The 12520-nt window shown below is 40.6% G+C and carries 13 protein-coding genes and 1 pseudogene; 3 read left to right on the forward strand and 11 right to left on the reverse strand.

The annotated features are described in order from the left end of the window. Positions 1 to 201 precede the first annotated feature (201 nt). Positions 202 to 1767, forward strand: a complete 1566-nt coding sequence (locus tag H5123_RS19880) for an ATP-dependent endonuclease (RefSeq protein WP_182699038.1) — start codon at positions 202 to 204, stop codon at positions 1765 to 1767. Next, entirely contained in the window at positions 1752 to 2774 is a 1023-nt protein-coding gene (locus H5123_RS19885) for an AAA family ATPase (RefSeq protein ID WP_182699039.1), read from the forward strand. The genes H5123_RS19880 and H5123_RS19885 overlap by 16 nt, the downstream gene beginning before the upstream one ends. Positions 2775 to 2910: 136 nt before the next feature. Here the strand turns inward: H5123_RS19885 and H5123_RS19890 are convergent, their stop codons facing one another. From H5123_RS19890 to H5123_RS19900, 3 genes are all read right to left on the reverse strand, one after another. Next, a complete protein-coding gene (locus tag H5123_RS19890) occupies positions 2911 to 3654 on the reverse strand; it encodes an endonuclease (RefSeq protein WP_182699040.1) in 744 nt (247 codons plus the stop codon). Between the two features lie 110 nt (positions 3655 to 3764). After that, complete coding sequence (locus H5123_RS19895) at positions 3765 to 5021, reverse strand: Y-family DNA polymerase (protein ID WP_182699041.1); 1257 nt, start codon at positions 5019 to 5021, stop codon at positions 3765 to 3767. Next, on the reverse strand, positions 5022 to 5429 hold the full coding sequence (locus tag H5123_RS19900; protein WP_182699042.1) for a LexA family transcriptional regulator: 408 nt from the start codon (positions 5427 to 5429) through the stop codon (positions 5022 to 5024). Between the two features lie 187 nt (positions 5430 to 5616). Here H5123_RS19900 and H5123_RS19905 point away from each other — a divergent pair, with 187 nt between their 5' ends. Continuing rightward, positions 5617 to 5883 carry a hypothetical protein gene (locus H5123_RS19905; protein ID WP_182699043.1) on the forward strand — a complete coding sequence of 89 codons (267 nt, stop codon included), beginning with the start codon at positions 5617 to 5619 and terminating at the stop codon, positions 5881 to 5883. Between the two features lie 359 nt (positions 5884 to 6242). Here H5123_RS19905 and H5123_RS19910 read toward each other — a convergent pair whose 3' ends face one another. The 8 genes and pseudogenes from H5123_RS19910 to H5123_RS19945 form a co-directional block, all read right to left on the reverse strand. After that, on the reverse strand, positions 6243 to 6779 hold the full coding sequence (locus H5123_RS19910; RefSeq protein WP_310736156.1) for a tyrosine-type recombinase/integrase: 537 nt from the start codon (positions 6777 to 6779) through the stop codon (positions 6243 to 6245). Between the two features lie 246 nt (positions 6780 to 7025). Beyond that, on the reverse strand, positions 7026 to 8684 hold the full coding sequence (gene merA, locus H5123_RS19915) for a mercury(II) reductase (RefSeq protein WP_182699044.1): 1659 nt from the start codon (positions 8682 to 8684) through the stop codon (positions 7026 to 7028). Positions 8685 to 8718: 34 nt separating this feature from the next. After that, complete coding sequence (gene merC / locus H5123_RS19920; RefSeq protein WP_160054386.1) at positions 8719 to 9138, reverse strand: organomercurial transporter MerC; 420 nt, start codon at positions 9136 to 9138, stop codon at positions 8719 to 8721. A gap of 10 nt (positions 9139 to 9148) precedes the next feature. Further along, entirely contained in the window at positions 9149 to 9424 is a 276-nt protein-coding gene (merP, locus tag H5123_RS19925; RefSeq protein ID WP_041413222.1) for a mercury resistance system periplasmic binding protein MerP, read from the reverse strand. A gap of 98 nt (positions 9425 to 9522) precedes the next feature. Further along, positions 9523 to 9870 (reverse strand): mercuric transporter MerT family protein, encoded by a 348-nt coding sequence (locus H5123_RS19930; protein ID WP_182699045.1) that lies wholly within the window; start codon positions 9868 to 9870, stop codon positions 9523 to 9525. A 91-nt stretch (positions 9871 to 9961) separates the two neighbouring features. Then, complete coding sequence (merR, locus tag H5123_RS19935; RefSeq protein WP_182699047.1) at positions 9962 to 10348, reverse strand: Hg(II)-responsive transcriptional regulator; 387 nt, start codon at positions 10346 to 10348, stop codon at positions 9962 to 9964. A gap of 497 nt (positions 10349 to 10845) precedes the next feature. After that, a complete protein-coding gene (locus tag H5123_RS19940) occupies positions 10846 to 11796 on the reverse strand; it encodes a hypothetical protein (protein ID WP_182699046.1) in 951 nt (316 codons plus the stop codon). 459 nt (positions 11797 to 12255) lie between these two features. Further along, positions 12256 to 12520, reverse strand: a pseudogene (locus H5123_RS19945) (hypothetical protein); the annotation flags it as partial.

Raw genomic sequence — 12520 nt, forward strand, 5'->3', positions numbered from 1 at the left:
GGTTATGATGGAGCTGATATGTGTTTATTTAACTCGGAAATTGGACAAAAACGTTTCAGAGCCGACAGGTAGCTCCGTGCAATAAGTCATTCGAGTTTCCTTAATAGCTTCAGTCTCTTTCATAATTGCAATAGCACTCTTATAACTTTGAGTACTGTATAGTATTCTAGTTAAAAACCTCCATGGAAGGTGAGTATTACAATGACGTATATTTTAAAAACAAAAATAAAAAACTTTAAGAAATTCAGGGAGTATGAGGTTCAATTTGACCCCAAAAGAAATATTTTGATTGGGGATAATGAAGCAGGAAAGAGCACTATATTGACCGCTATTGAACTTGTATTGAGTGGCAGTAGAAGCAAGGTAGAGAGCTTGGGTATCGAAGCTTTGCTTAATGCCAGTGTTGTTTCAGAATTTCTAGCTGGTGAGAAGAATATAGACCGTCTTCCGAGTCTTCATATTGAATTATTTCTAAACGAAGCAGATAACCCAGACCTCAACGGTAGAAACAACAGTGATGGAAATTATGCTGACGGGCTTCAATTGATCTGTGAGCCAAACGAAGAGTTAAGCGCGGAGATATGGCAAGTTTTGGATACTGAAGGTGATAACTTTCCATTCGAATTTTACGTTGCCAAGTTTATTACGTTCAATGGGGATGCATACTCCAGTTATCGGAAGTTTTTGCGTTTTTTGTCTATTGATAGCACTCAAATTAACAACGAGTACGCAAACAGTCAGTATGTAAAAGCCATGTATGAAGCGACCGTAGAGCAACCTGTCCGTTACAGTCTAATGAATGAATATAGACAGCAAAAAAATGCCTTCAGGGATACTCAACTAAATGTAATTAATGATGATTTAGAAGGGTACGATTTTGCTATCCGCTCTGGCTCAAAGTTCAATTTGGAAACTGATCTAACTCTAACAGAGGAAGGCATTCCTATTGAAAATCGTGGTAAAGGAAAGCAGTGCTTTATAAAAACAGCGTTTGCATTGAGAGAGCGTGATGAAGGCAAGAGAATCGATGTCTTGTTACTAGAAGAGCCTGAGAACCACCTTAGCCACACCAGCATGTATAAGCTAATTAGTCAGGTAGAGAAGGCTCATGATAATCAGGTGATAATTGCAACCCATAGTAGCCTAATTAGCTCTAGGTTAGATTTAAGAAAGTCGATCTTACTGAATAGTGCGGCAACCAGACCTGCTAGCTTGACAGACCTCACGAGGGATACCGCTAAGTTTTTTGCGAAAGCCCCTAACCATAACATCTTAGAGCATGTCCTTTCTGAAAAAGTAATTCTTGTTGAGGGTGATGCGGAATATATTCTGATGGAGTGCTTATACGAGCGAACTAAAGGTCATCCACCAAGCGAGGATGGAGTTCATATAATCTCAGTTGGTGGTACTAGCTTTAAACGATATATGGAAGTTTCTAAGTTGTTGAATATTAGGACGGCGGTGATCCGGGATAATGACAGTGACTATCTGAAAAACTGTATAAATAATTATCGTGATTATCAGGCAGATTGTATAACTGTGTGCGCTGACCCAGATAACACAAGAACAACTTTTGAAATATGCATGTATCAGGATAATAAAGATATATGCGACGACTTATTTTCAGGCGGAGGAATCCGATTAACACCGCTACAGTATATGTTGAATAACAAAACTACCGCAGCATTTAGGTTACTTGACGAGAAGGCGAATGAAATCACTGTACCTCAATACATTATAGAGGCCATTGAATGGATAAGCGAGTAGTACTAGCAGTTGCAGGATCAGGCAAAACACAACATATAATTGATAAATTAGACATAAATAGTCGTGCGCTGATTGTTACTTACACTGTAAATAATACTACTAATCTAAAGAAACGTATTTTAAACAAATTTGGAGTAATACCTAAAGGTGTACGTGTTTATACCTATTTTTCATTCCTAATGTCGTTCTGCGTGCGACCAATCGTTGGTAACGACATTAAGATAAAGGGAGTTAGCTATAGTGAACCGCCTAAATTTGCGAAACGCAACACTCACGAACATTACGTCAGTCAAGGAGCCCGACTTTACCATAACCGTATTGCGAAGATGATGATGGATTGTGATGGTGTGTCTGACATCTCTGAGCGTATTGAAAAGTATTTTGATTTCTTCTGCGTAGATGAAGTTCAAGATTTCGCAGCTAATGACTTCAATTTGCTTTGTCAGTTGTCGAAAATGGATGTGGAGGTATTATTCGTTGGTGACTTTTTCCAACATACTTTTGATACTAGCCGAGATGGTAATATTCAAAAAAACCTACATAACAACTATGAAGCATATCTTACCAAGCTCAAAGATTCAGGATACACAATCGACTTAGATACACTCTCCCACAGCTATAGATGTAGCCCTACAGTTTGCAGATTTGTTACCGAGAAAATTGGCGTCACAATAAGCTCCCATCGACAAGATGAAGTCAGTATTGCCCTAATTGAAGATACTGAACATATTAAGAGGTTATTCTCCGATGATTCCATCGTTAAATTGTTTTTTAAAGAAAGCTACAAGTACGTTGGAAGGACTGACAATTGGGGAAATACAAAAGGCTTGGATGATTTCGCTGACATCTGCATAGTTCTAAACCCGACCACATTCACAACCTATACAAAAGGACAATTGGCTACTTTAGCACCATCGACGTTAAATAAGCTATACGTAGCTTGTACAAGAGCTAAAGGTAATGTGTATTTTGTCTCACAACGATTACTAGATGGGCACAAGAAATAAGTTAGATTTTATGTCCGTTTTTCGCTTAAAGCCGACCTATAGAGTATTTACGTTAACTTATAATGGGGCAAAAACGATTTAGCGCATTGCACTAAACCGTTCTTATTATAAATGAGCTAGCCGCCCATCTAAATGCCTACAAACCAAGTGATTTACAACGGCTATCGACCACTGTATTTACATTACTCTGAAGATTTCCAATACGCTTTGACCGCTTACACTCCCACTTCGAAACAGGGTCTTGTTTGTCCCAAACCTGCATTATTTGGCGCTGTTGTTTACTCATTTTGTATCTAGGGTAAGTCTGCTCCATATACATGTATGTTCGAGCGATAACGCCACGAGCAGCTGTCGGTGGTTGTGCCTTCCGATCATCTATACGCATATCACAACTACCAAAGTCAGACACCGCTGAGGGCAGCATAGTAAAGTTGTAGTTGCTGCGTAGTGCGTTTACTGCACCGATGGCAGGGAAAAGATTGTGCATATCGGCTTGCATATATCGATACTCTGTATTCATCTTCTCAGCACACTTACGTCCCTTAAACGACTTACCTTTGTTATCGACACAACTCTTGTGACCATCACGCCACTCACTGAAGGCTCTGCCAAAGTTCTCCGCCGGAACTACATGTTCCCACTCAACCCGTTTTGCCCGTTTAATGTATTTAGAAGTAACAAAACCTGTAGGTGCTTCGATGTTCTTTTTAGCGTCAAATTTAGCACCACAGTAGATGGTTACGCGGTGATCTTGATAGACCTCCCGCTCGAGCATCTTCTTTGCTTTGTTGAATGAGTCATTAGATGTATTTCCTGCTGCAATGGCTGTAGAGCTGAGAGCCAGTAGAAAGAGTGGTAGACCAATTTTGAGGAGGTTCATTGAAAACTTTAAGCTAAGGAACAGTGACTAGATAATGCCTGATTTATCTAGTCAGACCAAGCATATGAGTGATACTAACAGTGAAAACATTAATCAATGCGAAAACCTAGTTAACACTTAATGCTGGGTACACTGAGCCATTTGGTTGTGTATTGCGGAGTTAGCAGGTCACGGCGCATTGACCACTTATGCTCTATGCCTTGCGCTGCTAGAAACATCGTATCACTTCCATAACGTTGGTTAATGTCATCTAGCGTATGCATCAAAGCTGGATTAGCTTTAGGAGGGTTAAACAAATCGAATTGGTTGTGTTTTTCGTTGGCTAGATCAATAAGCCCTATACCGATTTTGTAATAATGTATGCCTTCACGAAAAAGCTTTGGTGCGGCTTCACTCATCGCTTTGGTTAGCTCAATAGTGCAGTTGGTTGGACATGGGAAATGCACAATAGCTTTGTAGCTTACTGGCCGTTCATCATGAGGTGAGTTGCTGGCAAAAATCAGCATAGTCTTACAGTTTGAGCCTTGCTTACGTGCTTTACTCGATGCGATAGCAACATGCTTACTCAATGCTTGCTGTAACGACTCAAAATCAGTGATCCGCTCACCTACGCTTCTAGTCGAAAATATCTGCTTTTTATCTGCCCTCACCTCATCCCATACTTTACAGGCTTGGCCGTTAAGCTCACGAACGGTACGTTCTATTTCAATACTAAATTGCTTTCTTGCCAAAGTCGGCGGCATGGACGCGAGTTGAAACGCTGTACGGATATTCATTAGTTCAAGTTTCTTACTTATTCGGCGTCCTATGCCCCAAACATCCCCTACAGCAAGCTGCTTTAAAATAGCAATACGCTCTTGCTCATTACTAATGAAACAAACCCCTTTGTAGCCCTCAATCTTCTTAGCTGCATGGTTGGCGATTTTAGCAAGAGTAAGCGTTTCACCAATACCCACACAGACTGCTAATCGCGCTTCTTTCCACACTGCACGGCGGATTAACTGGCCTTGAGTAAGGAGGCATTTGATAGCGGGATAGCAGTTTTTAAAAGAGAGGAAGCTTTCATCAATAGAGTAGACATGTTGCTCAGGGGCAAAGCGGCCAATGATGTCCATCATTTTGCTAGATAAGTCAGCATAGAGTTCATAGTTTGAGGAGCAGACAATAACACCACGTTGAGCGCATAAAGCTTTAACTTGAAAGTAAGGTAGAAACTTCCCAATGCCAGCTTCTTTAGCTTGACGATTAGCAGCAACAATCATCCCATCGTTGTTACTTAGCACAATAACAGGCTTACCACGCCAATCAGGGCGAAAGACTTGTTCTGCACTGCAATAGAAGCTATTAGCGTCAACTAGAGCAAACATCTAATTACCGCACAACAGAGGGCTTTGACGGTGGCAACGAATAGAACGAGTGACTACGCCTTCAATACTAAAATCATCGTATTCATGAATTATGACAGGCAGGTATTGCTGATTAGAAGAAAGGAGAACACGCCGCTTGGTGTCTAGAATCTTACAAACAAACTCGCCATTAAAATTGGCAACGATGACATCGCCGTTTCGAGCCGTCTCATGACGATCAACAATGATCATATCACCATCAAAGATGCCGACGTCTTGCATCGACTCACCTTGAGCAATGCCTATAAAGGTTGAGCTTGGATGCTCAATCAGTAAATCATCCAGGCTAATACCTAACTGAGAGTATTCAGCCGCAGGGCTTTCAAAGCCAGTGATGCCCGCACGGGCTGGTATAGGTATAACACGCATAAAACAAAACCACTGTATATAATTACAGTAATATTAGCAGTAAAATATCAAGGTGCAAGTCTATTTTTTACAATCTAATAATGCATTGCTCTTTTACTTGTGGAGCAACGAACTTGTAACGTTTTATTTGATTATGTAACGAAATCAAGCTATCTTGATATCGTAACGTAATCAAGAGATTCTAAGTATGGCAGATAAAAGTGAAGAAAATAAAGGGGCGCATGGTGGTGTACGTAAAGGTGCTGGCCGTAAGACTCGATATGAAAAAACGATAGTGATGAGAGTACCTGAGCAATATAAAAATGCGATCAAAGCATTAATTCAACACATAGATGAATGCGAAAAAGTTGATCATCACTACTCACCTGTAGTTTCTCAACCTATATTTACAAGGTCGTTGCAGGGCAAGCCGCAACAAGTTACTTTTACGGTGAGTTCAGTAAAAGCAACTTGATATCGTTACATAATCAAATGTCTTTATCAAAAAAAATTTTTTAGGACAATCTATGTATCAGAATGCTTTCTATATACTTGGTGGCAAAGACTTTTGTTTTAAGGATAATTCATCACTTAACACCGTTTTTGGACAGAAATGAGTTAGGTTTGAAATTGAATTGGGAATTTGATTCATCAGAAAATCTGCAGAAAAATGTTCTGGTCAAGTAATTGTTGACACCTTTTATCTCTAACTAATTCCTTTGGCTCATAATAATGGACGTTTTGGGTATCTAAAATTTGGACAAAGTTTAACCTGAAAGAAACCCGCTAACTTGTCGTTGATGAAGTAGCCCTAGGCTCTAGGGCTACTTCATATTAGCAATCTGTATTTTCAGAAATTATGAGAGCATCTTCCAGTTCAACACCAAGATATCTTATCGTATTATCTACCTTTGTATGACCTAGCAAAAGCTGAACTGCTCGTATATTCTTTGTTTTTGCATAGACCAGAGTCGCTTTGGTTCGCCTCATAGTGTGGGTTCCATATAGATTTGGATCTAATCCCAGATTGGATGCCCATTTCCTAACTATGCATCTATAGTACGAGTAGCTAATTGACTGTTGTTTCAATCTAGGGCTAGAAAAAATAAAATCGCTTGCGCTTAACGAAGCAAGTAAGAGCCATTTCATCAAACTTTGTTGTGTTCTGGCTGTAATTTCAAATTGAACTTCAATACCAGTCTTCTTCTGGATATGCTTAACTCGATTAAACATCCTGTCTTGGGAAGAAACATCGCATACTTTCAAAGATAGTAAGTCGCTTGCCCTAAGTTTGCTATCAATAGCCAAATTAAATAGTGCTAACTGCATCAAGTTATCCTCAATCTCGAGTCTGGTACGAATACGCCAAATTTATTCAAGCCTGAAAGGCTTTTTGACACCACTTCTTTGTCCACGGTTTAGTATGACCATGATGACCTCCTTTGGGGGTGACTGGTCATAGTTAGTAGGATTGGGATACAAATAATTACACGTCTACACTCATTTCTTAACAAAAAAAAGCTAAGTCTCGGTAGCATTTAGTACCACCGATCTTCGACTGTTCTTGTTTGATTTCAAATTCACATCATATAGAACACCACATCAATCAGTGATGATTTACCCAGCACAACATGAAAGCTCTTTAACATCCTTATTAAAAGTCTGGGCGCAAAGTTTTAGCCCTTCCACCATGGTTAGGTAAGGGAAAAGTTGATCGGCTAACTCTGTGACAGTCATGCGATTGCGAATGGCCAAGGCTGCACTCTGAATAATTTCACCGCCTTCATGTGCCAAAATTTGCGCACCGATAATTCTTCCGGTTTTCTTTTCTACCACTAATTTAATGAAGCCGTCGGTCTCGAAATTCGCTAGGGCTCGTGGCACATTTTCCATACCCAAAACTCGGCTGTCGGTGTCGATACCTTGCGCCTTGGCCTGAAACTCTGTTAACCCCACAGTGGCTACTTGCGGGTCGGTAAAGATCACTGCGGGCATAGTGGTTAGATCCAGTGTGGCATTTCCACCGGTCATATTTACACCGGCACGACTGCCTGCCGCTGCGGCAACATAGACAAATTGTGGCATATTGGAGCAATCTCCTGCGGCATAAATGCCAGAAATATTGGTCTCCATCCACTCATTAACAATAACCTCACCTCCTTCGTTAGTTTTAATACCGATTGCGGCAAGATTAAGTTGACTAGTATTAGCATTACGTCCGGTACTGATTAACAGTTGATCACCAATCACAGTACCTGCATTGGTTTCTAGCGTAAATTGTTCACCATGATATGAAACGCTTGTCGCCTGAGTGTGATTCAACACGTTAATGCCTTCTTTTTGAAAACATTCGGTCAGCTTCTCACCTAGCAAGGGATCTTCTGCATACAATAATGAATGACGCGCCAATACCGTCACCTCGCTACCTAAGCGGCGATAAGCTTGTGCAATCTCCAACGCGATCACAGAAGAGCCAATCACGATCAGATGGTGTGGTAGCGCTTTGGCAAATAATGCTTCTGTGGATGTCCAGTAAGGTGTGCCAGCAAGGCCATCAATCTGCGGGATCGTCGGTGTTGAACCAGTAGCAATTAATATTTTATCGGCATGTAGTATTTGCTCTGAACCATCAAGATTACTAATGATTAAGGTATTGGCATCGTTAAATCGAGCAAAACCTTTGATTAAACTCAGCGCAGGATTGTTGTCTAGAATATTTTGGTATTTAGCTGTCCGCAACTCTTCCACTCGGGCAGTTTGCTGCTCAGATAACAGCGCACGACTTAGTGCTGGAGTATGATTTTCTAGTCCAGCAAACGGGTTACTTCGTTGTTGTTGAGCCAATTGTGCTGCTCGAATTAAAATTTTTGACGGCACACAGCCAACATTGACACAACAGCCGCCAATCACATCACTGGCTTCAATGAGTGTAACCTTGGCACCGCCTTCGGCTGCTTTAATGGCGCAGGCAAATGCCCCTGAGCCGCTGCCAATGATGGCGACCTGTTGCTTTAAGCTATAGTCTTCTTTCTGGTTTGTGTCACCACGGATTGTCATGCCTTTAAGTTCTGTTGCAATGTAGCCTAAAGCATTAATCGCAAGGATAAGTTCAGCTACATTTACATCATCTCGAGTAGTGATATATGCTAAAGCGTTTTCGTAATACACCTCTGTTTTAATGACGCCTTCAACGGTATCGAGTGCTTCTTTAATATGTTTAACGCAGCTTGGGCAGGTCATACCCTGTATGGATAAGCGTATAGGTAATAAATTCATTTTTTTCCTTCAATTAAGGTAAACAATCATTGGCTTAAACGGCACAACTGTCATCGTCGCAGCGCTTATTTACGGGTGAAAAAATGTCCCATACAGAAACTGCCACCATCATTGCGAGTGCAGAATACGTCACATAGCTACTCCAGCCGTATCGAAACAAGGGGTAAAGTGATATCAAAAGTAGCGCAGGGCCGAACATACCCAGAGCACTACGATGCCACTGCCTATGGCTGAACCAGCCCAGTCCGTTTAGCACTAAGGCAACCCAAGCAAATAGAGGTAATAAAGTATTAACAAATTGGCCTTCCCATTGACTAAGAAACCCCAATCCAAGGGCAGAGCCCAAACTGGCAATCGCCGGGAAACACATGGCGCAGCCCATAGCAGAGATAACAGCACCCAAGGAGCCCGCTTTATCACCGATGCGTGTCAGCATATTGAATAAATTGGTCATAGCCTTCTTCCTATTGTTTGATAGTTGACGGGTAACCTGCGTTGGTGGTCGCATCGATTAACGCTTTGACCGTGGTTTTCTCATCATCAAAGGTCACAATTGCCACCTTGGTCTCAAAGGTGACATCGGCCTCACTGACGCCTGCAACATTTTGCAGCGATTTTTTCACCGTAAAAGGACAGGTGACGCAGTTCATGGTGGGCACGTCTAAGGTCACAGTTTGTGGTTTGGCAGCAGCAGTCAAACTGGTGAGTGCCATAAGGGTTAATAACGTGACTTTTTTCATTGTATTCTCCAAGTGTTAGTTAAAAGTGTAAGTGCTATGAATCGCTGTGTTCTGTCATTAATCTTCAATTGGTTAACGCCAAATCCTTGGTGCTGCACTTAAGCAAACCAGACAATCCAGTAATTGCTAGTCACTAGCACTAGCGCTGCCAGTGCCGTTAACCAAAAAATGACCTGTCGACGCTTGCGCACTTGCGGCACGGCGCATGCGGTTCCTGGCTCACAGGCTTCCACTGGGCGATACACTTTTCGACCGGCGACAGCAAACAGAGCCAATACCAACACAATGAAAATAGGACGATAGGGCTCTAATAGGGTCAAGTTACCAATCCATGAGCCACTGACTCCCAGCAACAACAATATGAAAGGTCCAGCGCAACACAGGCCAGCGCCAACGGCGGCAACAATGCCACCAATAATGGGCAGATTAGGATTTTTTGGGGACACGGCTTACTCCTCGGATTTCAATCTATGGAATAAGTGTAAGTGCCGTACCTATATACGGAGTCAAGCGGAATTTTTCTGTGGGTAGAGTCGTTTAGGGTTGCAGGGAATCGATGATGGGGCAATGGCTGTCATCTTGATTGCTATGGCACTGCAGCAATAGTGTATTGAGTGCTGTTTCCAAGCGTCGTAAATCCGCCATTTTGTCTCTGACGGCGCCGAGTTTATGCTCGGCAAGCTCTTGGACTTGACTGCATGGGCGATCCTCTAGGCTCAATAGATTAGCAATTTCCTCCAGCGTAAATCCCAACTCCTGGGCTCGTTTGATAAAGCGAATACGGTTCACCGTTTCATTTGGGTAATGACGATAGCCCAGATCTGGCTTTAGCGGTTGCTCGATCATTCCTCGTCGTTCATAAAAACGCACCGTCTCAATATTGATACCAAGTTCATTGGCCAGCTTACTGATGGTTCTGGTCATTTTAGGTAATCCTGACGTCATACTTTCCCCTTTTATTACTATGCGAATGAGACTTTGGCTTGAGCTCTCTGCCCTGAGAGATAATAAATAGATTTTTACAAGGTATCCATTTTATCCAGAGTTGCAAAGATTACGACCTTTCTTACATAAAATGCTATTGATGAGTAATGTTTAGTTAGATAACTCATAGCTAAAGTGAACATCATTCGATACGTGATATTCGATGCCCCTTTTCTATGACACTCAGGCAAGACTCACCTGTGATTTAGTAGCTACTGTGCAGTATTGTTAAAATGTGGTCAAAATTTTGATGCCTGAAATAACCGTATCACCCACCCAAACTCGGAATGGGGCAAAAGCGTGTTAGATTCTCAACTCTAATTTTTGAATATCGCATTAAAATTGCTATGGGTAACCTTTTGCTAAAAACGCAATAAAATAGCTGGCAAAAAACAAGTAAAAGCCAGCTGTTTTTGTCCGTTTGAGCAACTTGATACCTATTCTTCCTCGTAACTTTCATCTATTTCTCGTGCAATACTTTCGAAGCTTTTGTGATTTTCTTGCAGGTAGTACAAGTAAATTCTGGCGTCATGCTCAGAAAGATCCTTAGTATTTGAGTTGGTCAAATAATCTTTTACTCGCTCAATGCCATGAAAATATTCATCAAGGTCGTACTTAGTATAATCAGTAAGCTCGTTTCTTTCTTGCAGTGCACCTTGAAACTCATTATATGTTTTTTCAATCGACTCAAGCATTTTAAAACCAAAGGATACATTTGAGCTCGAAGGCGAGTAAATAGCTTGTCCTACTTTCTCAAACATATATCTCATTGTTGAGTCAAGGATGTCTACCAGCGGTTTTTCCATAAATTTAGCCTTATGCTTTTCGTCAATTTCTTGAAGCCTTTCATTAATTGATAGATATGCTGTATTGATGCCCATCAGCTGTGTTTCTGCAATTTCCGAAAAATCTACGTCGATGAATTCACTTTTACCCTCATCGTAGAAACGAGCAAGGGTGAAACCACCTTTGCTCATAGAAATACGAGATATGTGATTAAAGTACGTTGTTTTCTTTACGTGATTCTTTGTTGGGTGACCTATTGAGGCATTTCTAACTGCTCTAATACCTTTTAATTCTTCTGACAGTTTATATGGTACATCAAATGCTTCTGATAAATGATTCATTGCATCTTGCTGTATAAATAACGCTTGTAGTAGCCCGTATGTATAGATATACGATAATCCAGTTTCATCAGGATATTCCGATTTAAAGTAGCTTTGCAATGCCAAGCCAGTGTCACCAAGGGTATCTAATGAACTACATATTTGATTCCAGTTATCTAACTCTGAAATCAAAACCTTCTGATATCTATGAGTATTTATATGCTCACGTACCTGTTTTTCGATATCGAAGAATATGGTAAGACTTTCTTCAATTTTGCTCATCTATCGCAAATCCTTTCAATAGGTATAGTGCCTTAAAAATTGGCGAAAAATTGTGGGCTAAACTTGAGCGTAGCGAAAATAGACTGCGGTTTTTAGTCTAATTAATCAAATTGTTATAAACCTTTGATTAATGACTTCCAATCTACGTATTTACCTATGTTTTTGAGGTTAGAATCGTCAATATGACGACCTTTTAACTCATTACGACAATCATCGACGTATGAGCAAATAGTTTGGTAGATTTCTGCGTTTGTTACCTCTTTGTAAAACGAATTCTCAGGAGCTAATTTATGAGTTACATATTTGAACAGCTTAGTTCTCGATTTAACAAACCATTTTTTATCATCTTGCCAATATTCGCCTCTAATTTGTGAACCTAAAATATGTAGTTTAATAAAACCTATTATCTCATTATATTCCCAAGCTCCACCATAATTTTTATGTATTGCATTTTTATAATTACAAAATAATCTGGATTATCTTCACAATACTTCCTTTTAAATTCAGCATCCGAACCACCAAAGATCCTATTTTCAGTAAATGACTTAATTTAATTTCGCTCAATGCTGCCGTTTCTAAAACAACTGAAAACTTTTGCTCTGGTGACCAATCATCAGAACGATTACTACCTGCCAAACCCGCACCTGCTTTTAAATACTTATTTTGCCAAGAATACAACGTCGATAAGTTGATACTTTCTCGCTTTGCGAATTGACTTAATGAT

Origin of the sequence: Shewanella sp. SR43-4 (assembly GCF_014163845.1) — a bacterium.
Taxonomy (GTDB): domain Bacteria; phylum Pseudomonadota; class Gammaproteobacteria; order Enterobacterales; family Shewanellaceae; genus Shewanella; species Shewanella vesiculosa.